The organism is Flavobacterium adiutor (genome assembly GCF_048282555.1).
In the GTDB taxonomy this organism is placed as follows: domain Bacteria; phylum Bacteroidota; class Bacteroidia; order Flavobacteriales; family Flavobacteriaceae; genus Flavobacterium.
The window spans coordinates 4,764,930-4,786,676 of sequence record NZ_CP182487.1 but is presented as its reverse complement, the minus strand read 5'-3'; the positions used below and the strand labels follow the sequence as shown (position 1 = coordinate 4,786,676).

The following is a 21,747-nucleotide window of genomic DNA, read 5'->3' as shown; positions in this document are numbered from 1 at the left end:
ATTGCTTATTTTTTTTGAAGTCTGGCGATCAGGATATCTTCGATAGGTGACTTCACTTTTACTACCTCATCTACTTCTTCATTCGGAATCGTCATGGATAAAACGTAGTGCTGAATTTTCCATTCTTTTCCTACTTTGACCAAAACTCCTGAACCACGGCAAATTTTCATCTGTGTATTGAGTAATTCGTCGAACCAGGCAATTTTTCCGGTTTTGTCAAAAAAGATATGACGTTCCAAAGCCTTAAAATTCCAGGTTGCTCCTTTGTCGAAATAAGGTTTCGCCCAAGCTTTAAAATCAGGTTTAATCCAGTTTTCGGTAGCGTCTGTTCCAATGTAAATCGCGTCTTCGGTCATGGCATTAAAATAAGCGTCGAATTTCACATCGGCCGCTGCTTTGTGCCAGGCTTCAAGGGTTTGATTGATTTTGTCTTTTTCGGTATTTTGGGCATTGGCAAAAACAGTTGCGAATAAAAGTAAAAGGATGGTCTTTTTCATGTATAAAGTATTTGAGTTTTAAAGGTAAAAAATATCTAAAATTTTCTACCATATAAGTGATATAAGTTCATTTTAGTATTGTGAAATTTAAAGTTTATTGCTTGTTATTGAGTTCATAAAAGTTTAATTCTAACATATAGAAAAACATAGTTTTATGTGTAAAAAAAGTGATCAATAAAGAAATACATTTCTTTACACATAGCTATGTGTTTTGAAATTAGTGAAACGCCTTTTTTCAGCGCTCCGAGACTATGTTTCTATGTGTTAAATAATTACAAAGCGATGAGATTTGTTCATTTTTATTTTCTTATATGTCTTTCAAAGGCTATTAACAAAGTAACTCAAAACTTAAATTATCTTATATTCACTTATATGGTGGAAAAAATTTATATTTGAGTGCTCTTAAAATACCTCAATCATGAATTCAAAAATCTATATAAGTTCGATCATTATTGCCTCTTTAGCTTTTATTTCCTGCAAAAAAGAATTAGAAGTTCAGGAAAATACTTCAACATCTGAACTGATCCGGTTAGGACTTGCAAAAGACACTTCTAAAACTGCTGCTCCGGTGGCACAGGCTCTGGCTACGAACCCGAATACGGTTTTAGGAGAAACAAAAGGACTAAATCCTGCTCACGGACAGCCGGGACATCGTTGTGATATTGCCGTTGGAGCGCCTTTAAATTCGGCACCAACACAACAAGGGCAGGTTACCGCTCAGGCACCGCAAACCGTTCAGGTAAATGCAAATCAGCCGAATATGGTTACCACAAAAACGGTAACTGCCGCTCCGGTAAAAGTAGGTAAAGGCATGAATCCGTCGCATGGTCAGCCGGGTCATAGATGTGATATTCCCGTTGGAGCGCCTTTAAATTCTCCGGTTACAAAACCAGCCACTACAACCACTACCGCTGCTGCTCCACAAGGCGGAACAGTCGAAAAATCTTTTACGGTAACACCTCCGGCAAACAATGCGGTTCCTGCTTTGTTAAGTACCGAAACGGCGAATGCAAAACCCGTTGCTGCCAAAGAAGGAACAAACCCGGTACACGGTCAGCCGGGTCACCGCTGTGATATTGCCGTGGGAGCGCCATTGCCGAAATCATAAAAAAAAAATAAACCATATAAGTTCATTTAATTTAGCACCGCATAAAACGCATGCTTCGATGAACTTATATGACTTATATGGTTTTAAAAAAATGGGAATTCTTGTTAATGTGCTTTCATTTTTTCGAAAGTGGTAGTCAATGATTTTTTGGCTTTTGCCAAAGCACCGCTAAACGCTTTTTCAAGAGTATCCGCATGTTCTGTAACAGTAAGCGGCTGTAAATTGGCGATACGGACTTCAAGAACGCATTTTTTATCGTTTAAGCCGAATTTCTCTCCATTTTCATCTCCAAAATGTACTTCTATGCGGGTAATTTTATCTTCAAAACGCGCCAAACTTTTTTCCAGTTCTCCTGAAAAATAATTTTCTAATCTTGCGTGTCCTTCAATGTTTTTGTCGGTATTGATTTGAATTTTCATAACGGTTTGTATTTAATGATTGTTACTCAAAGCTATTTTTTTTTAAATGAAATGGCAAGTGAGTTAAGGAAAGATTATGAAAAATTTTGCTCATTTTTGTCATTTCGACGAAGGAGAAATCACACTGGAAGTTCCACAACAATAAGCAAACTATATATGTTGCCTTTCATTAATTGCATTTTGAATTTCGAGAATACACGAATCCATATTCTTTTTGATATCGTTGCTCCAGAAACGAAGAATTTTCCAGTTTTGAGATTCTAAGTACGTATTGACTTCGATATCTCTTTGCATATTTCGTTCGATTTTTTTGATCCAGAATTCAGGATTGGTTTGCGGTTTTTTTCTGGTCGCCCAGTCTTTACCGTGGAAGAATTCTGAATCTACAAAAATGGCGATTTTGAGTTTTTTAAAAGTAAAATCCGGTTTGCCGAAAACTGTTTTGTTATTTTTCCTGTAACGATAACCCAGATGCCATAGTGCTTTTGCTAAAGCTATTTCGGCTTTAGTTTCTGTGCTTTTGATTGCACGCATGTTTTTGGAACGTTGTTCTGGGTTGTGGACGTCCATGATTTTTAATATACTCTAAAAATGAAATTTTAAATGATTTGAGTAATACCCAATCTACTCGAATAACTACTATATTCAACTTGCATTTCAGATAGTAATTCTTTATTGAAAATTTTTATCTTGTCAAATTGTTCTATGAAAATTTTTTCTGGAACAGAAAAATTGTATCTGAAATCAAATAACAATGTAACATCATTCTCTTTTTCACTAAAGTATAAGTGGTCATATAATTTTACTGAATCAATATCTGAAGATCCTTTTTGGAATTCCATTTTTACATTATTTTTTCTAATCGGATTACTTATTTTTAAACCGCTTATCAGCTTTAAGTTTTTTCCGTATTTGTTTTGAGCTATATCGCAAGGACGTGTCAAAAGTAGAGCAATGCTTGAAATTTGAACATTGTCTCCAACTTGTTTACTTACATATTCCATAACATTTTTGTCGTTATGAATCGAATACATTTCTTTCCAGTCATTATCTTTAAATTCTGCAATTAAACCAGGAATAATAAATTCATTATTTATATGCTTTTCTAATTTAAAATGAAACCAGCTATTTAATTCTTTGTCAATGAATGGATGTTGTATCTCTTTTAGGTTATATATTTTTTCAATTGTAGCTACATTAATTTGTTGATTAATGTTTTTGCGAGTATTTGAAATTAGAATTGTATCTAAAGCCTCAAATAAAATTACTCTTTTTCGAAGGGCATTTTCACTTTCTATTATTGATTTCCCACCATGACTCATTATGATTTTTTTTAATTTGTCATTAATTTGTGATGGATCTTTCGTTATGTTGCTAATTACATTATTAGAAGAAATTTTTAAATTGTTTTTCCAGTTGAAAATTTCCTCTAATGCATTGTTAGTTTCAATAATTTGATTTATTTCTTGAATTAATTGTTCAAATTCATATTTTTTCCCTTCAGTTTGAGATGGATATTCAGTTTTGTTTTTTTCGATGCATAAAAAAGGTTTTCGATTATGATGTGTCAATAACTCTATTACTTCGGCAGCTTTACTTATGTCTTTTGTCCATAAAACAAGAACGTAAAATGTTTTTTCATCAACAATGGAACGCACCCAATTTGAACATTGTTCAGCGTCGAATTTGCCAGAATAATATAAATCCAAATATATTATATTTACATCTGAAAAATGATTTTCAGGCATATCATCTCCATCAACGTAATCAGGATTTAAAAGCTTGCAACCTATTCCGTTATTTTTATAATAATCTAAAATATCCTGTATTTCTTCCTGATGATCATCGACTATTATTATATTAGGCTCAAAATATTTCATCTTATATTATTGATTTTTGTTGAAAATTAATTTTATAGCAGCCCCGTCAAAATAATCGGGAATATTATAATTTTTAAGTTCAGAATTATCCGTTAATATGTCAAATTTTCCATACTTTAACATTATTGTATCTATCAAATATAATCCAATTCCAATTCCATCAGATTTTCTTGAAAAGAATGGACGGATAAGTTCTGTTATATCATCTTTAAAGCCAGGACCATTATCAACAACTAATACAACAAAGTTATCGTTTTCCTTATATGACTTTACATATATGCTTTTTGGGAATTTGTAAACGGTATCTAGCCAATAAATACTATTGTCAATCAAATTCATCAACATAGTAATGAAAAATCTTTTATCACAATTGATAATATTGGCGTTCGCATCAATATCTGTATGAAAATCAATTTGTCTATCTAAGAATTTAGTCTTATAATTTTTATACACCTTGTTCAGTGCTTCTTTAATATCTAATGGTTTATCACCTCCTTTTCTCAAAACAGATATAATGCCATCGGTATATTGTTTTAATTCTTCTACTTGATCTGTAATCGTTTTTTTATCGATTGGATTAGTTTTGACAGTTTCCTCCATTCTTGGCACTAGTTTTTCTATTTCATGAAGTGCTATTGAAGCTGTCATTCCAACTCCTGCTGGAATTAAGAGTATTTTTTTGTCTTCCTCGTATTTTTTTTCAAGATTTTCTGCTTCTTCGAGTAGTTTTTGCTTTTTTTCCTCGCTATCTAAATCAGTATTTTCAAGAAGGGTTTTAAAGTTGCTTATTTTTTGATCAAATAGATTTATAGATTCTTTTCTGTTAAAATTAAGCCATCTCTCTCTGTCTTTTGTTCTTTCAACTTTGAATTGGGTTAATATAAAATCTAAAATGTACTTGAAAATTACAAATGCTTGATTTTCAACAAAACCTTCTCGATTTGTTTTTTCAATTAGTTTACCTGAATTTTCGGGATCAAGACTAACAAAACCTAATACCAAATTATTAGAAAACCAGCTTGTATCTTGTACTCTTTTTAAATCTATTCCTAACCAATCGTTACCTTTTTCGCCATAGTCAAATACTCTTAAATCTCCTTTGTATACTCTGATTCCTGAGTTCTCGCGTAAAATTTTCTTTGTTGTAGCTGGGTCAAAAGAATAATCTCTTAGTGAATTAGAATCTAGATCGAAAGTACTTAACTCAAATAAAAGGTTTCCAAAAGGAAGTTTTTTAGTATCATCATAATTTTCTAAAATCTCTTCAATAGAGTTTTTTGAATATTCTTTTATTTCTAATTCTTTCCTTATGTATGGTTTAATGTCACCTTTAATATTTCGATCATAAGTGCTATTATTAATTGTCCTATAACCAATTTCAGAGTTGTTTTTTAGCGAGAAATTATACTCAAACGTTAAATTGTAGTTTTCATCAACTAAAGCAACAAGTTTAAATGGTGCTTCTTCAATGATTGTGTCTATTTTTGGAAAGTCTACAAGCCATTGATTATTAAAGTTTAAATTTATTTTAAATTTATTTTCGTCTACTTTTGGTGAAAGCATTGCTAAGGTTTGTCCTTTCAAATCTCTTGCCATACCCTTCGTCCATGTTTCTTTTAATCCGCTTAAATGAATATAAGTTCCACTTGTTTCTTTAAATCTAAAACGATCGGGATCTTTTCTTAATTTCCATTTAATAGGAACATCAGATAAATGTTTTGATTGGCTAAAATCGCTCCAATTTATATATAATTCAATTTCATAATCAGCTAAAGATTTATTGATTATTTGTGTTTTGTCACTATTGTATGATAAAATTAACGGTCTAGAAATTAGTAATATTCTTGTGCTTAATTTATGAACAGCAAATCTTCCAACTCCTTTTTCGCCCATTGGAATTCGTTCATATATTGGTGATTTTATTATTTCTCTAACGCCATCTTTATTTATAGGTTTTCTGAAATCCGATCCGGGTTCTAACCATACATCTTCGACTATCTCTGATGTCATTCCTATACCATCATCTTCTATAATAATTGCAGAATTAGAAGTATCATCAACATCTCTAAAATAAACCTCAACCTTTTTAGCATCAGCGTCATAACTGTTCTTGACTAGTTCGTAAATAGCCATAACAGGACTTTTTATTAACTCTTCTCCTAGCAGAGTCAATATATGTGCTTTGGGTTTGAAATGTTTCTCTTTTAGTTCTTCTGACATAATAATTCTTTAATTTTTTTAGCAATAGCATTTGCCATTAGTGGTGGCACAGCATTACCAATTTGTTTAAATGCGGCAGAACGTGAACCTTCAAAATAAAAATCATCAGGAAATGATTGTAATCTTGCAGCTTCCCTAACAGATATAGAACGACATTGTTTTATGTCTGGATGAATATAATAATGCCCGTCTTTTGCAATATGTGCGACAACAGTATGAGAAATTCCAAGTCCGTCAATTACTTTATATCGATCTGTAAATGACGTTTCGTTTTTGTGCGTTTTTAATTCTTCTGGTAAATCAGGATAACGTAATCTTTCCTGTCCAGTATTCCACTTTTGAATTGCTGTTTTATAAATGGCTAAATCTCTTGAATTATGAGGTCTTGAAATGTGTTGTGTAACAAAATCAACGCCATTTCGCAATTCAAATTTTTCAAGATATTCGTTTTTACTTTGGGTGTAGTTTACTGTTTTAAAGCCTTCACCAGGTTTTAGTTTTGGTAAATCCTGAAAAGCATCATTTACTTTGTATTCCTGAAGTATTTTTTCAAATTCAGGAAAGCCAAAATCATTTTCCTTTTTCCAGCCCACAATAATAATTCGTTTACGGGCTTGTAAAACACCAAAATCTGAAGCAATTAAAGTATCATGATGTACTTCGTAACCAAGTCTTCTAAAATATGCTTTTAAATTTTTAAAATGTTCCCCTTTATTAGCAGTTAATAATCCCGGAACATTTTCAAAAACGAATGCTTTTGGTTGAAATTCTTTTAAGAATCTTCCGTATTGAATGTATAACTTATTTCTTGGGTCTTTTTCAATATCCTCCTGATGTCTTCTTAATAGAGAATACGCCTGACAAGGAGGGCCGCCAATAATTAAATCAATTTGTTTTCCGGATTGTTTTATTTTGTCAAAAAGCCCGGAAATTGTCTCGTCGTTAATTTCAACATTTACAACAGAATTGAGAATTTCATCTGGAATTTCTTTATAAAAAGCTTCCTGAGTAATTTCGTTTTTTATGTATTTGTAATATAAATCGAGATTGTTTTTTGATTTTAAATAATGATAAGCTGCTCTGGTTTTTATAGTTAAGCAGGCCTCAGGATTCATCTCAATGTGGGATACCGGATTAAATCCTGCTTTGATAAATCCTTCCGACATACCGGACGCCCCGGCAAATAAATCAATAAAATTTAATTTTTTATTTTTCATCTTCAAAGAAGTATCCAATAGATTTTTTATAATAATTTGCTAAAACAAATAGTTTTGCGGCACTGATTTTTTTTACACCATTTTCAATTTTAGATAAGTTGCTTTGATTCATGATCTTATCTTGTTGCACCTGCATTTGTGTATAACCCATTTCTTCTCTTGCTTTTACCAGTTGATGAGAAATAAATTGGTTGATTTTTTTTTCATTCATCAGAATTTTTTTTCAATATTCCATATAGCAATATTCCTGCTTTATTTCGGGTATTCCATATTGGAATATTTAGGTTTTTTCTCTCAAAAAAAGACATAAAAAACGCCAGCCATTTTTCTGACTGACGTTTAAAATATTTCTAAAATTTCTTATGAAACCAAAACCCCTAGCCCTGATCGAAGCGGCATCCTTTTGTGCCGGGGTTCGGCATAAAAGATAAAGCGGAGAGCAGGAACAGCTTCTAAACTCAATTTTAAAATTCAAAACTTAAAAAGATTCTGCCAGATGGAGGATTTGTGTTAAGAGTACGTTAATATAATTATTGGCAATACATTTATAATCAAAACTAATTTGCGAATGCCGTTTGATTGATTTAAAATTTCTAAATTTGTACTCAAGTTTAAAACTTATTTAAAAAATTGTTTCCCTGAGCAAAATTGAAGGGATAATCTTAAAAATAATTATTATGGCATTAGCAATCACAGATGCTACTTTTGATGAAGTAGTTTTGAAATCAGATAAACCGGTAATGGTAGATTTTTGGGCAGCATGGTGCGGTCCTTGTAGAATGGTGGGTCCAATCATTGACGAATTGAGCAACGAATACGAAGGTAAAGTAGTTGTTGGAAAAGTGGATGTTGATGCCAATCAGGAATTCGCTGCAAAATACGGGGTGCGTAACATACCAACTGTTTTGGTTTTTCATAACGGTGAAGTAGTAGGTAAACAAGTAGGAGTGGCTCCGAAACAAACCTACGCAGATAGCTTAGACGCTTTGTTGTAATCGTAAGATTATGATTTATATAAAAAACGCCTGACGGAAGTCGGGCGTTTTTTATTTGGTTTTTGTCACAGAGAACGGGGATTTTATTTCACGCAGATTTTGAAAGATTTAAGCATATTTACGCAGATTATTTGTAACCATTTGATTGTGATTATTAAAAACGTCAGTTCGAGTATTTTTTGTGGAGAGAAACGAAACGAAAAATGTATCGAGAACCGTTTTTAATGCTAATTTTTCTGTTCTCAATACAATCCTGATGAAAAATCGGAATCACTCGAACTGACGAAAAATGAGTATCAAAAACTATGTGTTAAATATAATGGTAAAAGTAGTCCCTAAACCCGGTTTTGAACTGACCTCAATTTTACAATTAATAGCCGTTGCCAAATCCCGAATCAGGTGCAAACCCAATCCTGATTTGATTCCGATGACTTCTGAATCATCATAAAGGGCTTTGAATTTTTCCAGACTTTCTCCCGGCCCATTATCTGTTATCGATAGATACGTTTGATTGTTTTCCTGCCAGGCTTTCCAGATTATTTTTCCGTTTTTGTTTTTATCCAGTGCTTTTACAGCATTTCCGGTCAGGTTTCTGATAATGGTTTTCAGATAATTTTCGTCGGTATTTAAAATGATGTTTTCTGAATTTTCAAATGAAATTTTGATGTTTTCAATGGCTGAAAAATGCTTTTCAGTATCTCCAAATATAACTTCTGCCGGAATATTTTTAAAATCAGGTTTAAAATTTTCCATCTGGCCTTTGCTCCAAAGTAAAATATCTTCCATGGAGGATAATAAATTTTCGGCTCCGGAAATTATTTTGGTCTGCATTCGTAAAGCGGTTTCTTCATCGATGAGTTCCGGATTTTCTTTTTGAAGGTGTAAAAAATGAATCAGATTGGAAATTGGGCTTCTTAAATCGTGATTCAGGATTCCGAAGAATCGTGCTTTGATTTTGTTGGCTTCATCAAGTTCCTGATTCAGGAGCTGTAATTTTTGATTGGTTTTTTTACGGTTTTGATTTTGTCTGAACAATAATAACCCGATTATGAAAACTAATATAAGTCCTGAAATCAAATAGAAGCGTTGTTTTCTGGCGTCCTGAATCTGAATGTTTTTAATGGTGTTCTCTGCTGAAAGGTTTTTAATTTTCTGCTGTTTGGTTTTATTCTGATACCGGGCTTCAGCATTTGCAATACTTTGTTTAGCCGACTCTTGCAGCATTTCGTCATTGTATTTGGAATAGATTTCATTGTAATGAAAAGCTTCTTTCCAAAGCCCGAGAGCTGCATAGCTTTGAGACAGTTTCTGATTGATGATCACAAAGAATTCCTTGTCGTAGTTTAATGCATTTTTTGATGCTTCCTTAAGTGTTTTTATGGCACTTTTATAATCTCCCTTCTCATATAAAACCCTGCCCATTATGGTGTTGGCTTCCATGAGAATTTCTTCGTCTGTTGACTTTTGCCCAAACAAAACAGCTTTTTGGGCATAGTAATAAGCCTTGTTAATCTGTCCTTCATCAGTAAAGAAATCAGACATGCTTTGATTGGCAAAACTTAAGTTAAGAAACAGGGAATCTTTTATTGTCGGGAAGGTGTAGATTAAGTTATAATATTTTTTAATGCTGTCCGGCTGTTTTTTGGCAGCGTAACACTGTAATAAATAATTGCACGAAAAAGCACTTACATAGGGAGATGTTTTAATGTAAGGTTTTGATTCGTTTAAATACTCAATGGCTTTGTCAAATTGTTTCATTTTAATGTAAGCACTTGCAATTTGGCAATAGGAGACCCCTATGTTTTCTGTATTTGGCTCACTTTTATCAAGCCTTTTTTTGTGGTTTATGGCTTTTAACTGATACCTGATAAAATTTTCATATTCAGAAGTATTCAGATAATACTCACCAAGACTCCCGTAAAGCACCGCTTGTACATAATTACTTTTGGTTGTATCAAGTACTTTTTTGATGGTTGCAATTAATTCTTTGCCTTTTTGGGTTTCATTTAGAGAATAATAGATATAATTGAGCCGCATCAAAGAAGAAGTTTGGGTTTCTATATGACGGACTTGGTGAGCGTATTTCCATGAATTTTCATAGTTAATCAATGCTTTTTTGTATTGATTATTGCTAAATTCATAAGCAATTCCCTGTCGTAGATAAAATGTGCTTAAATACTTGTAATGGTTTTTTGAAAGTGCGATTCCTTTTTGTGAGGCAATGATAAGTTTGGAATATTCTTCTTTGTCTAAAAGTGTTTTGGTATAGGTAAGTAAGGCATCCAGTTTTTGAATAGTTGTTTTATATTTTGCCAAATCCGGTTCCTGTTGTCCAAAAACTGAAACAGTAATAAAAAACAAAATCAAAAAACCGGCTTTCTTCATCTAGATCAGGTTTAAGTTGTCTTTGTAGCTTCTGCCAACCGGAATGGAGATGTTATTGTTTAAAATAATTTCGTTCGAATTCATTTTCTGAATAAATTGTTTTTGCACAGCAAAACTTCTGTGAATTCTGATAAAAGATTGAAAATGACTTTCTTTTAAAAGATTTCCGATACTCGATAAAACACAATGCCTTTTTCGTTCGGTAACAACTAAGGTATAATCTTTTAAAGCTTCGAGATACAGAATTTCATGCAGTTTTACTTTGGTCTGCTCGTGTCCTTCTTTGATATAAATAGTATCTCCGCCGATGCTGGCCTCAAAGAGAGAAGCTTTGAGTTTGATTTCCATAAATTCCTCAATGCGCTTCATGCTTTGCGTAAAACGATCGAGTTTTAATGGCTTTACAATAAAATCGAGGGTTTCAATCTGAAAACTTTCAACAGCATGTTCCGGATGTGCGGTTATAAAAATACAAACCGGAATTTCCAGAGCATTTTTTCTGAATTCGATTCCGTTTAAACCAGGCATATCAATGTCCAGAAATAAGATATCTACTTTTTGTTTTTGGATAAACGGAAGTGCGTCTTCAGCAGACTCGAAAACACCCAAAATATCCAGAACCGGAAATTTTTTGGCAAAAGAGAGTACCGTCAGTCTGTCAATTTCATCATCATCAACGATAATACAAGAGTATTTCTTCATCATTCCAGCCTGTTTGGTGTTGTCTGTCTATTTAAAATGTTGTTTGTCTATTGGGTGTTTTTAACGAGATTTTATTGGTTCAAATTTGTCCCGTAATTCAGTTGAAAGCAAAAACAAATGATTTTTTCTGGCTTTGAACTTTACAAAAATAAATGTTATTGAATTAAAAAAGAACCATTTGAACCATTTTAAAATTAAAATTATTATGAAAACGCTTAAAACTATTTTTGCCATTTTATCAATTGCCGTATTTACTGTTTCTTGCAGTAAGGATGATGATAATTCACCAAAATTTAAGACAGAAAATCCGTTAGCGGCTTATTATACTCAAACCGGATTTACAACTTCAACCAATTTTATCAATTCGGGGGATTATGAGTTTGGATTGGTTTTTACACCAACTGTTAAAGGAAAAATAAAAGCGATTACGTTAAAACTTCCGGCTACAAATCCTTCTTTACGGGTTACTATTTGGGATTATGCAACAAAAACAGTATTGCGTTCTGAAACCTTAAATGTTGCAACTGCGGATGTTGAAGTTAAAAAAGAAATTAGTGAGCTCGCTTTGGAGAAAGACAAAAAATACCTGATCTCTATGAATTCTAATGACTGGTATAAAAAGAATAAAGCCGATAACACTGCTACTACATATCCTGTTGTTGCCGGAAATATTACTTTTAATGAGTACAGATGGATTTCAGGTACAGCACAGACTTTTCCAACGAGTGTTGTAACAAATTATAATGCCGGAGATTTAAGTTTTGATTTTCAGCAGACAGAATAATTTTGGATAGTTTGAATTAGTATGTTTAAAAGGCCTGGCGAAAGTTGGGTCTTTTTTATGTTTTTTTGTCACGAATTCATGCATTGTTTAATAAGCAAAAATAGCAAAGCAAAAATTCGTGAATTTGTGGAGGAATTTTTATTTTTACTAATCTTATATTCCTCCAAAAATGAAAATTTTCTACTGCTTTTTGTGTTTTTTTACAATCCTTACATCTGGTTTTTCCCAATCAAAACAAAAAGAAAGTGTTCTTTTAGAAAATGGTGTTTCTGAGCAGCTGGCTATTTTTCGAAAACATCAAATTTCAGATGTCTCTTACGGATTGACTTTTGAAATTCCAAAGCAGAAAGGTGAGAACATCAATTCTGAGTTGTCGTTAAGTCTGAATTTGTCTGATGTAAGTCTGCCCTTATATTTGGATTTTAAGGAGAAATCCCAAAACATAAAATCAGTTGCGGCAAACGGAAAAAATATAGCGATTGTTCATGAAAAAGGACATATTGTAATTCCGGCTGAAAATTTGATTTCAGGAAAAAATATCATTAACATTTCATTCATCGCCGGAAATCTATCTTTAAACCGAAATGATGATTTTCTTTATACCTTATTAGTTCCGGATCGGGCGAGTACTTTATTTCCGTGTTTTGATCAGCCGGACATCAAAGCGACTTACCAATTGAGTTTGACAGTTCCAAAAGACTGGATGGTTTTGGCTGGAGCCGATGTAAAAGAGACTGTTGAAAAAGGCGATTTTACCTCGTACATTTTTGCGGAATCAGACAAAATGAGCACCTATTTATTTTCGTTCGTAGCGGGAAAATTCAATAGTGTAACGCAGAAGCCAGGATTAGAGATGACTTTTTTATTCCGTGAAAATGACAGAGGCAAAATTGAAAGCAGTAGGGATACAATTTTCAGTTTACACCAGCAGTCTTTGGATTTTTTAGAAAAATATACAAACTATAAATTCCCTTTTCAAAAACTGGATTTTGCATCAATTCCGGGTTTTCAGTATGGCGGAATGGAGCATGTGGGCGCAATTCAATACAGAGAATCGACTTTGTTTCTGGATAACAGTGCCACCGATAGCGAAAAGTTAAACCGTGCCAAACTAATTGCGCATGAAACCTCGCACATGTGGTTTGGCGATCTGGTAACGATGAAATGGTTTGACGATGTCTGGATGAAAGAGGTTTTTGCCAACTTTATGGCAGACAAAATCATGAATCCGATTTTCCCGAAAGTCAATCATAATCTGCAGTTTTTGACGGCGCATTATGGCAGCGCTTATGCAGAAGACCGATCATTGGGAACACATCCGATAAAACAGTATTTAGCCAATTTAAAAGACGCTGGTTCGCTTTACGGAAGTATTATTTACAACAAAGCACCCATAATGATGCGCCAGCTGGAAGCCTCGATGGGAAAAGAAGCTTTTCAGAAAGGAATCCAAAAATATATTCAGAAATACGCCAACGACAATGCCGACTGGAATAATCTGATAGCAATCCTGGATGCCGAAACGCCTCTGGATATGAAGCAATGGAGCGAAGTCTGGGTCAACAAATCCGGAAGAGCCATTTTTACAGATAAAATTGAATACGATAATCAAAACCGAATTACAGCCTTTGAAATTGAGCAAAATGCAGAGGATCAATCAAAGAATATCTGGCCTCAGATTTTTGAGATTGGACTGGTTTATGCGAATGATATAAAAATCGTTACAGCAAATTTTACAGATAAAAAATTAGTTCTTAAAGAAGCCATCGGACTTGAAAAACCTTTGGCAATTGTTTATAACTATAATGGTTTTGGATACGGTGTTTTTCCGCTTGACGGGACTCATTTAAATTATATTTCAGGCTTAAAAGATGAGGTGGCGAGGGCTTCTTCCTACAGTAATCTTTACGAAAATATGCTGGTTGGCAATGTTTCGCCGCAAAACGCTTTTGATTGTTTTTTCAGAGGAATTCAAACGGAAGAAAATGAATTGGTTTTACGAATTGCATCAGGAAATTTAAACACGATTTATTGGCGATTTTTAACCAAAAAACAGCAGGATAAACTGGGGAAATTACTCAGTAATACCTTGCTTACCCGTTTACAGGCCAATTTATCTCCAAATATTAAAAAGACTTTATTTAATCTATTCAGTTCAATTGCGCATTCCAATTCGGCGAGAGCCAAATTATATCAGATCTGGAATAAAGAAACTGTGATTCCGAATCTGAAATTAAACGAAGATGATTACACGAATATGGCAATGAACCTGGCTATTTTTAAACATAAAAGAGCAGATGAAATTCTTGTGAGAGCCCAAAGCGCGATTACCAATCCGGACAAACTGAAACGATTTGAGTTTTTGCTGCCTTCATTGTCTAAAAACGAATCGGTTCGAAATAAGTTCATAGAATCATTAAAAGACGATGCCAATAGGGAAAAGGAATCGTGGGTTTCTGTTGGTTTGGCAAACATAAATCATCCACTTCGTCAGGAAAGTGCTCAAAAGTATATTAGATTTTCATTAGATTTGACAGAAGAAATCCAGCGCACGGGAGATATTTTCTTTCCGAAAGACTGGTTGGACAATACCGTTGGAAGATATTCATCGAAATATGCTTTTGATGAAGTACAGCGTTTTTTAAAAGAAAACCCTAATTTTAGTCCGATTCTGAAACGTAAATTGTTAATGGCGACAGATTTGCTTTATAAAGCACAAAATAGTAAAAAAGAAACCGAATGAAAATTGAATCGGAAATAGAGAAAGTCTCCAGTTTTCAGCACCTTGAAATGCTGGCAAATCAGGTTGTGGAAGGTTTTATATCCGGAATGCACAAGAGTCCGTTTCATGGATTTTCGGCTGAATTCGCCGAGCACAAAGTGTATAAACATTTTTTTCATAATTAATTACAATTAGAAGAACCATTATAAAAATCATTATAATAACCCCTGATCGTTTTAGTTATATATTCCGTCACTTACTTCCTCAACTATTTTCCACTTACGGTTTCTTTTCTCCATAATTAGTATTGATGCTTTACCTATAAAAAGAACGTCTGTATTGGTCTTCTGTAAAGTAAAAACAGCATATTTTTTATTATTATAATAGATTACCTCTGAAAAAGAGAAGACATCTAAAATTTCTTTAAAATCAAATTTTTCATATTTCCCTGGGTTAGGAAATTTTTCTAATTTTATAAACGTGATGTCATTATGTTTAAAGTCATTTTTTGTCCAATATTTTCCTTTTATCCAATAATCAGGATGTTTAAGATCTTCATATTGTTTTTTCATATTCTCCCATAGAACTTCGTTATATATAGGTCCTTTTACACCTTCTCCTTTTATAAATGTATTAGGTTTAGCAAAATATAAAGTTTCGCCTTTGAAAACACCAATTGTAATATTGTTATTAATTTTTTCTTGAATTATCATTATTTTTTTATTCTTCAAGTTTAACGAAGATAAATAATCGTTGATAGGAGTATTGGTTGTTTTAATTGTCGTGCAATTACTAACAAACAAACTAATCATCAAGATAATAAATAGAGAAATGTATTTATTCATAGTATCTTAATTACAAGGTTTTCCAATTGTTGTTTGACCGTTTACAGTCGTGTTAACTCTACTCTCGGCCTCATACCTTCCTTTTATTCGAAGATAATCTGCACTCCCTACAGTGAATTTCTCTGCAAATATCGTTGCCTCCTGCAAACCACCCCATGCCAAATCGATCTGGTTAAAACCTAATAATAAGCCCCGTCTGTTATTTCTTTAACGAATATCCATTTGCCTTTTTCCTTTTTCATAATTACAATGTATATAATGTTTATAAATTGTCGTGATGTAGTGGTTTTAGATGCAGCAAAAACAGCGTATTTTTTTTTGTAAATCATCGGATCTGAAAATGAAAAAGTAGGCCTTGAGGGTATTTTATCTATATATTCACTGTAGATGTAGGGTTTTGGAAAAACCTTTTCGGTCATCCATTTCACTTTAAAATTTTTAAATTCTTTTTGTTTCCATAATGAGTTTCTCAACCACAAAGAATCGGTGTCTTTATTGCGGTATTTTTCGTTTATTTCATTCCAATATTTCTCTTCATAAATTCTTGGGTTTTCATCAATACTTTCTCTCATATCCGGATTAGCATCTTTGATATTAACTCTCTCCTTCCACAAATCCAATGTATAATTATTATTAATTTTGTTTGTGATAATTACTATAGAATCATTGGTTTTAACGGTTTCTTTTAAATACGCATTTATAGGTGCAATGCTCATATTTGTAGAAGAGCAGCCATAAATAATAAATAATAAACTAACTATATAAATATATTTTTTCATGGTATCTCTTAGTTACAAGGTTTTCCAATTGTTGTTTGACCGTTTACATTAGTGTTAACTCTACTCTCGGCCTCATACCTTCCTTTTATTCGAAGATAATCTGCACTCCCTACAGGGAATTTCTCTGCAAATACCGTTGCCTCCTGCAAACCTCCCCATGCCAAATCGATCTGGTTAAAACCTAATAATAAGCCCCGTCTGTTATTTCTTTAATGAATATCCATTTGCCTTTTTCCTTTTTCATAATTACAATGTATATAATGTTTATAAATTGTCTTGACGTAGTGGTTTTAGATGCAGCAAAAACAGCGTATTTTTTTTTGTAAATCATCGGATCTGAAAATGAAAAAGTAGGCCTTGAGGGTATTTTATCTATATATTCACTGTAGATGTAGGGTTTTGGAAAAACCTTTTCGGTCATCCATTTCACTTTAAAATTTTTAAATTCTTTTTGTTTCCATAATGAGTTTCTCAACCACAAAGAATCGGTGTCTTTATTGCGGTATTTTTCGTTTATTTCATTCCAATATTTATCTTCGTAAATTCTTGGATTCTCATCAACTACTTCCATCATATATATACTAGCATCTTTAAACTCAACTCTCTCTTTCCATAAGTCTAAAATGTAATTATTATTAATTTTGTTTGTGATAATTACTATAGAATCATTGGTTTTAATGTTTTCTCTTAAGTAGGTATTTATAGGCGCAATGCGTTTATTTGTAGAAGAACAGCTATAAATAAGCAATAATAAACCAATTATATAAACATTTTTTTTCATATTATCTTAATTACAAGGTTTTCCGATTACTGTTTGGCCATTTTTTATACTATTAGTCCCTTCTGCATCGTATCTTCCTTTTATTCGAAGATAATCTGCACTCCCTACAGGGAATTTCTCTGCAAATACAGGAGCCTCCTGCAAACCTCCCCAAGCCAAATCAGTATATATTTGTAGTGGTTCCTGATTAGCCGGAACAGACACTCCTGTTTGAAATTCTTGTAAAGCTGCTCCAATTGTTTTTACATATTTTATTAGCTATTTGATGACGCATTTAGTTTTTTATATAAAAGCAAATAATAACCCCCGTCCTTAATTATATGTGCCATCTTCAAAATTAGCAGATTTATACCATTTTCCTTTTTCTTTTTTCATAAGAATAGTTATATGTATTATAGGACTAAATCCTAATTTGCCATTGCCAATATCATAACTTAAAAGAGCGTTGTTCTTATTTAAAATTAATGGTTTTGATAAATAAATTATAAGTTGACTCGGCAAGTCTATGTATTTGTTGGTTCTTATTATTTGACGTAATGAATCATATTTTAAAAGATGAATGCTTTTATTATCAAAATTTTCTTTTTTCCAATAAAATTGTTTTTCATCTTTGAATTTGGATTTTATTTTTTCGACTTGATTACGATTTAATATCCAATAATCTTCTTCTTCACTTTTATATGGATAATTATGTGCATATTCATAAGGATTAATTGATTCTTGGCTTTTTAACGCCTCTTCAATTATTGTAATTCCAAAATTACTATATGACTTATATCTTTCAGAATTTAATTCAGAATTTAAAAAATGATTGATTATTTCTTTTTCTTTTTTACTTAAGTGTTCTGATTGTTTTTGTCTTATAGTGTTTGTTGAAAAACAACAAATAAAAACAAAAAGCATTCCCATAAATATTGAATTTTTCATAAAAATAAAATTAATTACATTTTTTACCTATTGGTGTTTGTGCATTTATTGTTCGATTAAAAAAAAACTTCGGCTTCATATCTGCTTTTTATTCTAATGTAATCTATGCTTCTTACGGGGATTCACTATAAAAAAGAACACAAAAAAATAACTAATTTAGTTGATTACTCCGTCAGAGTATTCAATTGTTTTAAGCCAGTGATTTTTTATTTTTTTCAAAAGTGCTGTAAAGTGAGTTATTTCAGTAAAACCTAATTTACTAGATCCACATGAAAAACTTATTAATGCATTATTTTCATCAAGTATTAACGGTCTAGAAACATATATGATTAAACTCTCATTCATTTGCAGATATGTTCCTTCATTTAGCATCTTTTTAAACGATTTTACCTGCATAATTTTAATGTTTTCATTTATAAAATTAGATTTTTCCCAGAGATATTTTTTTTCTTTTTTCGTTTCATTTTTTCGTTTCATAATTTGTATGGAATCTATAACCCATCCAAGTCTATTATTATCTTCTAATGTCGGCTTATTATGCAGATGATAGCCAATATATGCAGATTGATATGCTTCAATGTTTTTTATTGTAGGTATTGCTTCCTCAATTACAATAACTTCATTACTAAAAGAATACTTATCTTTTTTTATTTCATTAGTTAAGAATTGATTTAGGATTGTTTTTTCTAAAGAAGAAATATTAGAAGCTAATGTAAATTTTTGCATTGATGATAATTCTGCTTTTTTAGTTGAACATGAAAAAAGAGATATGCAAATTAATGTAGTTAATATTTTTCTCATAATTAGTTATTTACACGGATTACCTATGACGCTTTGGCCGTTATAATTAGCACCTATTTGCTCAGCAATTTTTCTGTTTAATATTCGTTCTCTATCTGTTCCACTTGGATAAGTTGCGTCAAATATTGGAGTATTGTAAAGTCCTCCCCATGCTAAATCTAAATATATTTGATCTGCTTTCTCATTTATTCCCACAGCTATTCCTGTCTGGAATTCTTGTAATGATTTGGATATAGCATCAACATATTTATCAGCCATATCCTTGTGATGAGCATTTGCTGATTGGTTGTTCGTAGGTGGATAATTTTTATCACAATAAGCCTGAAATAAAGAGGGAAAACTATTTATATTGTAATCTGTTTCAGGGTAACCTTTAGATTTAAAATCATCAATAATACTCATAAAATAAACATGAACAGTTTCGTGTAAAATTAAGCTTGCTTTAAAAAGTTTTGTGCCATCGGTATAATCTTTACTTATAATTGTTGTATATTTAAATGGAGTGCTTTGATTGTGAATCGATTGAGCCGGTGTGCCTCCTTGTGGATAACCTGAGGTAATATTGAATTCGTAGGTATTCCCAGCTCCTAATTTTTCCAACATAGCTGAGATATCGTTAGTGGTACAATTTTTCAATTCTTCAAGGACAGCCTTTGGACAAGGGTCAAGACTATCCTTTATCCTGTCTTCAATAAGGCTGGCTACAGAAACACATTTCCCTAATTTTTTAATATATCCTTTACCACAATTCTCAGTATTACTACTATTATTTCCGTTATTACTTCCCCCGCCGCCGCCATAGGTTACAAAAGAATTAGTAGAATTACCGTTATATGCACTTCCGCCTCCGCTAAAAGATAAATTCTCATACCCGCTATTTCCGCTTCCATTACTATTACTGTTATTGTTGGTAATAATTACCTCTCTAAGAGGCACTGGATCACTATCTCCCCGCCACCACAATTACCTTCTAAATCAAAACAAGGAGGGGTAAGATTTTGCATTTTACCTGTTGTTTTAGACTTTATTGTTATACCTCCACTCTGAACAACCTGATTGTTTTTAAATTCAGCAGCTCTTAATAAGCCCGTTTTTAAATCCCAGGTACTTATAAAACCGCTAAAGTCTTTACCTTCAATTGATTGTTGTGCAAGAGATGTATTCTTATCAGGGTATATTTCAAATATTAAAGCTTTGTAATTATTTGTTCCCTGATTGTATATATATAATTTTTGCTCCCAAATTTCTGACTGGCTCTTTTTTAATCCAATAACAGGTACAATAATGGTCTGATTTCCATCTTCTAAAGATATTAATTTTGCGGAGTTCCAATCGTATTCTAAATTTTGGAACAGATAAAAATTTGGGCTTTCAGCTTCGTATTTTTTAAACCAAGTTTGAGCCTCTAAAGTTTGATTCGATACAGTTTCTTCAGTGCTGCAGGAACAAATAAAAAGAAGAAATAGCATAAATATGTAATTTAATAATTTAAATGTGTTTTTTTTCATGTTAATATCATTAGTTTTGAATTCGCAATATAAGAATTTGTCCACTAATTAAATGTTAATTTTGTATGATAGCACATCACTAAACCCTAATTTTAGTCCGATTCTGAAACGTAAATTGTTAATGGCGACAGATTTGCTTTATAAAGCACAAAATAGTAAAAAAGAAACCGAATGAAAATTGAATCGGAAATAGAGAAAGTCTCCAGTTTTCAGCACCTTGAAATGCTGGCAAATCAGGTTGTGGAAGGTTTTATATCCGGAATGCACAAGAGTCCGTTTCATGGATTTTCTGCTGAATTCGCCGAGCATAAAGTGTATAATGCAGGCGAAAGCACCAAACACATCGATTGGAAATTGTTTGCCAAAACAGATCGTTTGTACACCAAACGTTTTGAAGAAGAAACCAATTTGCGCTGTCATTTGATTGTCGATAATTCGTCGTCCATGCATTATCCTGAACTGAAATCGAATCAGCCTTTTTATGAAAAGAAGATTGGTTTTGCGGTTTTGGCTTCGGCGGTTTTGATGAATATTTTAAAGAAACAGCGCGATGCCGTTGGCTTGAGCGTTTTTTCAAACAGTTACGAATATTATGCTCCCGAAAAAGGAAGCGACCGTCACCACAGAATGCTTTTGAATAAACTGGAACAATTGATGGTACAGCCAAAAGTCAAAAAAAGCACGGATACGATTACGTATCTCCATCAAATTGCTGAGAAAATGCACCGCCGTTCGATGATTATTCTGTTTACAGATATGTTTCAGTCTGAGGATGACGAAAAGCTCTTTAATGCGCTACAGCATTTAAAACACAACAAGCATAAAGTTGTTTTATTTCATGTAGTCGATCATGAAACCGAGCTAAAATTTGATTTTGACAATACACCAAGAAAATTTATCGACTTAGAGTCAGGTGAAGAAGTGTCGATTTTTGCTGATAATGTAAAGCAGGAATATGAAAAACGAGCAGAAGCCTACTTTAAGAATCTGGCTTTAACGTGTGCCAAGAACCAGATTAAGTACGTTCCGGTCAATGTAGGTGATAATTTCGAAAAAATTCTGACTACATATTTGGTTGAAAAACAAAACTTTGGCTAGTATTTTTAAATTATATTCAAATTTTTTTATCAAAACGCTTGCAGAAACGAAATTCTGTACTATCTTTGCAACCGCAATA

Annotated in this window: 22 protein-coding genes and 1 pseudogene; 6 read left to right on the top strand and 17 right to left on the bottom strand. The window is 32.5% G+C overall.

The genetic code is table 11. From position 1 onward, the window contains the following. Positions 1-5: 5 nt before the first annotated feature. On the bottom strand, positions 6-497 hold the full coding sequence (locus ACNC7R_RS20275) for a nuclear transport factor 2 family protein (protein ID WP_417942827.1): 492 nt from the start codon (positions 495-497) through the stop codon (positions 6-8). Positions 498-915: 418 nt separating this feature from the next. Between ACNC7R_RS20275 and ACNC7R_RS20270 the strand changes: the two genes are divergently transcribed. After that, positions 916-1,605 carry a hypothetical protein gene (locus ACNC7R_RS20270; protein WP_417942826.1) on the top strand — a complete coding sequence of 230 codons (690 nt, stop codon included), beginning with the start codon at positions 916-918 and terminating at the stop codon, positions 1,603-1,605. 104 nt (positions 1,606-1,709) lie between these two features. Here ACNC7R_RS20270 and ACNC7R_RS20265 read toward each other — a convergent pair whose 3' ends face one another. The 6 genes from ACNC7R_RS20265 to ACNC7R_RS20240 form a co-directional block, all read right to left on the bottom strand. Beyond that, on the bottom strand, positions 1,710-2,024 hold the full coding sequence (locus tag ACNC7R_RS20265) for an HPF/RaiA family ribosome-associated protein (RefSeq protein ID WP_110346717.1): 315 nt from the start codon (positions 2,022-2,024) through the stop codon (positions 1,710-1,712). A gap of 150 nt (positions 2,025-2,174) precedes the next feature. Continuing rightward, entirely contained in the window at positions 2,175-2,594 is a 420-nt protein-coding gene (locus ACNC7R_RS20260; RefSeq protein ID WP_417942825.1) for a very short patch repair endonuclease, read from the bottom strand. A gap of 29 nt (positions 2,595-2,623) precedes the next feature. Further along, complete coding sequence (locus ACNC7R_RS20255; RefSeq protein WP_417942824.1) at positions 2,624-3,904, bottom strand: hypothetical protein; 1,281 nt, start codon at positions 3,902-3,904, stop codon at positions 2,624-2,626. 6 nt (positions 3,905-3,910) lie between these two features. Further along, entirely contained in the window at positions 3,911-6,124 is a 2,214-nt protein-coding gene (locus ACNC7R_RS20250; RefSeq protein ID WP_417942823.1) for a sensor histidine kinase, read from the bottom strand. After that, on the bottom strand, positions 6,109-7,341 hold the full coding sequence (locus tag ACNC7R_RS20245; protein WP_417942822.1) for a DNA cytosine methyltransferase: 1,233 nt from the start codon (positions 7,339-7,341) through the stop codon (positions 6,109-6,111). Before ACNC7R_RS20245 ends, ACNC7R_RS20250 begins: the two co-directional genes overlap by 16 nt. Next, positions 7,331-7,552: a helix-turn-helix domain-containing protein gene (locus ACNC7R_RS20240; RefSeq protein WP_025572824.1), complete on the bottom strand. Its 222-nt coding sequence runs from the start codon at positions 7,550-7,552 to the stop codon at positions 7,331-7,333. Before ACNC7R_RS20240 ends, ACNC7R_RS20245 begins: the two co-directional genes overlap by 11 nt. A gap of 466 nt (positions 7,553-8,018) precedes the next feature. Here ACNC7R_RS20240 and trxA point away from each other — a divergent pair, with 466 nt between their 5' ends. After that, entirely contained in the window at positions 8,019-8,336 is a 318-nt protein-coding gene (gene trxA, locus ACNC7R_RS20235; protein ID WP_110305890.1) for a thioredoxin, read from the top strand. A 303-nt stretch (positions 8,337-8,639) separates the two neighbouring features. Here the strand turns inward: trxA and ACNC7R_RS20230 are convergent, their stop codons facing one another. Together ACNC7R_RS20230 and ACNC7R_RS20225 are read right to left on the bottom strand one after the other, a co-directional pair. After that, positions 8,640-10,721 (bottom strand): ATP-binding protein, encoded by a 2,082-nt coding sequence (locus tag ACNC7R_RS20230; protein ID WP_417942821.1) that lies wholly within the window; start codon positions 10,719-10,721, stop codon positions 8,640-8,642. Further along, entirely contained in the window at positions 10,722-11,426 is a 705-nt protein-coding gene (locus ACNC7R_RS20225; RefSeq protein WP_417942820.1) for a LytR/AlgR family response regulator transcription factor, read from the bottom strand. A 202-nt stretch (positions 11,427-11,628) separates the two neighbouring features. On the opposite strand from ACNC7R_RS20225, the gene ACNC7R_RS20220 reads away from it, so the two are divergent. From ACNC7R_RS20220 to ACNC7R_RS20210, 3 genes and pseudogenes are all read left to right on the top strand, one after another. After that, entirely contained in the window at positions 11,629-12,207 is a 579-nt protein-coding gene (locus tag ACNC7R_RS20220) for a hypothetical protein (RefSeq protein ID WP_417942819.1), read from the top strand. A gap of 169 nt (positions 12,208-12,376) precedes the next feature. Beyond that, on the top strand, positions 12,377-14,950 hold the full coding sequence (locus ACNC7R_RS20215; protein ID WP_417942818.1) for a M1 family aminopeptidase: 2,574 nt from the start codon (positions 12,377-12,379) through the stop codon (positions 14,948-14,950). Further along, positions 14,947-15,093 (top strand): annotated as a pseudogene (locus ACNC7R_RS20210) (DUF58 domain-containing protein); the annotation flags it as partial. The gene ACNC7R_RS20215 and the pseudogene ACNC7R_RS20210, both read left to right, overlap by 4 nt. A 72-nt stretch (positions 15,094-15,165) precedes the next feature. On the opposite strand, the gene ACNC7R_RS20205 reads toward ACNC7R_RS20210, so the two are convergent. The 8 genes from ACNC7R_RS20205 to ACNC7R_RS20170 form a co-directional block, all read right to left on the bottom strand. Beyond that, complete coding sequence (locus tag ACNC7R_RS20205; RefSeq protein ID WP_417942817.1) at positions 15,166-15,642, bottom strand: hypothetical protein; 477 nt, start codon at positions 15,640-15,642, stop codon at positions 15,166-15,168. Between the two features lie 311 nt (positions 15,643-15,953). Further along, on the bottom strand, positions 15,954-16,553 hold the full coding sequence (locus ACNC7R_RS20200) for a hypothetical protein (RefSeq protein WP_417942816.1): 600 nt from the start codon (positions 16,551-16,553) through the stop codon (positions 15,954-15,956). Between the two features lie 181 nt (positions 16,554-16,734). Then, the gene (locus ACNC7R_RS20195; protein WP_417942815.1) at positions 16,735-17,334 is read right to left on the bottom strand and encodes a hypothetical protein; all 600 of its coding nucleotides are present in this window, start codon (positions 17,332-17,334) and stop codon (positions 16,735-16,737) included. Between the two features lie 6 nt (positions 17,335-17,340). Further along, positions 17,341-17,538 (bottom strand): hypothetical protein, encoded by a 198-nt coding sequence (locus ACNC7R_RS20190; protein WP_417942814.1) that lies wholly within the window; start codon positions 17,536-17,538, stop codon positions 17,341-17,343. A 108-nt stretch (positions 17,539-17,646) separates the two neighbouring features. Then, a complete protein-coding gene (locus ACNC7R_RS20185; protein WP_417942813.1) occupies positions 17,647-18,261 on the bottom strand; it encodes a hypothetical protein in 615 nt (204 codons plus the stop codon). 156 nt (positions 18,262-18,417) lie between these two features. Further along, positions 18,418-19,062, bottom strand: a complete 645-nt coding sequence (locus ACNC7R_RS20180; RefSeq protein WP_417942812.1) for a hypothetical protein — start codon at positions 19,060-19,062, stop codon at positions 18,418-18,420. A 6-nt stretch (positions 19,063-19,068) separates the two neighbouring features. After that, positions 19,069-19,998: a hypothetical protein gene (locus ACNC7R_RS20175; RefSeq protein ID WP_417942811.1), complete on the bottom strand. Its 930-nt coding sequence runs from the start codon at positions 19,996-19,998 to the stop codon at positions 19,069-19,071. Beyond that, the gene (locus tag ACNC7R_RS20170; protein WP_417942810.1) at positions 19,980-20,531 is read right to left on the bottom strand and encodes a hypothetical protein; all 552 of its coding nucleotides are present in this window, start codon (positions 20,529-20,531) and stop codon (positions 19,980-19,982) included. Before ACNC7R_RS20170 ends, ACNC7R_RS20175 begins: the two co-directional genes overlap by 19 nt. 210 nt (positions 20,532-20,741) lie before the next feature. On the opposite strand from ACNC7R_RS20170, the gene ACNC7R_RS20165 reads away from it, so the two are divergent. Then, entirely contained in the window at positions 20,742-21,668 is a 927-nt protein-coding gene (locus ACNC7R_RS20165; protein WP_417942809.1) for a DUF58 domain-containing protein, read from the top strand. Positions 21,669-21,747 lie beyond the last annotated feature (79 nt).

Bases quoted from the DNA above. Each gene is read 5' to 3' on its own strand.
- ACNC7R_RS20265 (WP_110346717.1), bottom strand. From the start codon at position 2,024: ATGAAAATTCAAATCAATACCGACAAAAACATTGAAGGACACGCAAGA.
- ACNC7R_RS20165 (WP_417942809.1), top strand. From the start codon at position 20,742: ATGAAAATTGAATCGGAAATAGAGAAAGTCTCCAGTTTTCAGCACCTT.
- ACNC7R_RS20215 (WP_417942818.1), top strand. From the start codon at position 12,377: ATGAAAATTTTCTACTGCTTTTTGTGTTTTTTTACAATCCTTACATCT.
- ACNC7R_RS20255 (WP_417942824.1), bottom strand. From the start codon at position 3,904: ATGAAATATTTTGAGCCTAATATAATAATAGTCGATGATCATCAGGAA.
- ACNC7R_RS20240 (WP_025572824.1), bottom strand. From the start codon at position 7,552: ATGAATGAAAAAAAAATCAACCAATTTATTTCTCATCAACTGGTAAAA.
- ACNC7R_RS20170 (WP_417942810.1), bottom strand. From the start codon at position 20,531: ATGCTATTTCTTCTTTTTATTTGTTCCTGCAGCACTGAAGAAACTGTA.
- ACNC7R_RS20180 (WP_417942812.1), bottom strand. From the start codon at position 19,062: ATGAGAAAAATATTAACTACATTAATTTGCATATCTCTTTTTTCATGT.
- ACNC7R_RS20185 (WP_417942813.1), bottom strand. From the start codon at position 18,261: ATGAAAAATTCAATATTTATGGGAATGCTTTTTGTTTTTATTTGTTGT.
- ACNC7R_RS20220 (WP_417942819.1), top strand. From the start codon at position 11,629: ATGAAAACGCTTAAAACTATTTTTGCCATTTTATCAATTGCCGTATTT.
- ACNC7R_RS20225 (WP_417942820.1), bottom strand. From the start codon at position 11,426: ATGATGAAGAAATACTCTTGTATTATCGTTGATGATGATGAAATTGAC.
- ACNC7R_RS20245 (WP_417942822.1), bottom strand. From the start codon at position 7,341: ATGAAAAATAAAAAATTAAATTTTATTGATTTATTTGCCGGGGCGTCC.
- ACNC7R_RS20250 (WP_417942823.1), bottom strand. From the start codon at position 6,124: ATGTCAGAAGAACTAAAAGAGAAACATTTCAAACCCAAAGCACATATA.
- ACNC7R_RS20200 (WP_417942816.1), bottom strand. From the start codon at position 16,553: ATGAAAAAATATATTTATATAGTTAGTTTATTATTTATTATTTATGGC.
- ACNC7R_RS20205 (WP_417942817.1), bottom strand. From the start codon at position 15,642: ATGATAATTCAAGAAAAAATTAATAACAATATTACAATTGGTGTTTTC.
- ACNC7R_RS20230 (WP_417942821.1), bottom strand. From the start codon at position 10,721: ATGAAGAAAGCCGGTTTTTTGATTTTGTTTTTTATTACTGTTTCAGTT.
- ACNC7R_RS20260 (WP_417942825.1), bottom strand. From the start codon at position 2,594: ATGGACGTCCACAACCCAGAACAACGTTCCAAAAACATGCGTGCAATC.
- ACNC7R_RS20195 (WP_417942815.1), bottom strand. From the start codon at position 17,334: ATGAAAAAAAATGTTTATATAATTGGTTTATTATTGCTTATTTATAGC.
- ACNC7R_RS20270 (WP_417942826.1), top strand. From the start codon at position 916: ATGAATTCAAAAATCTATATAAGTTCGATCATTATTGCCTCTTTAGCT.
- trxA (WP_110305890.1), top strand. From the start codon at position 8,019: ATGGCATTAGCAATCACAGATGCTACTTTTGATGAAGTAGTTTTGAAA.
- ACNC7R_RS20275 (WP_417942827.1), bottom strand. From the start codon at position 497: ATGAAAAAGACCATCCTTTTACTTTTATTCGCAACTGTTTTTGCCAAT.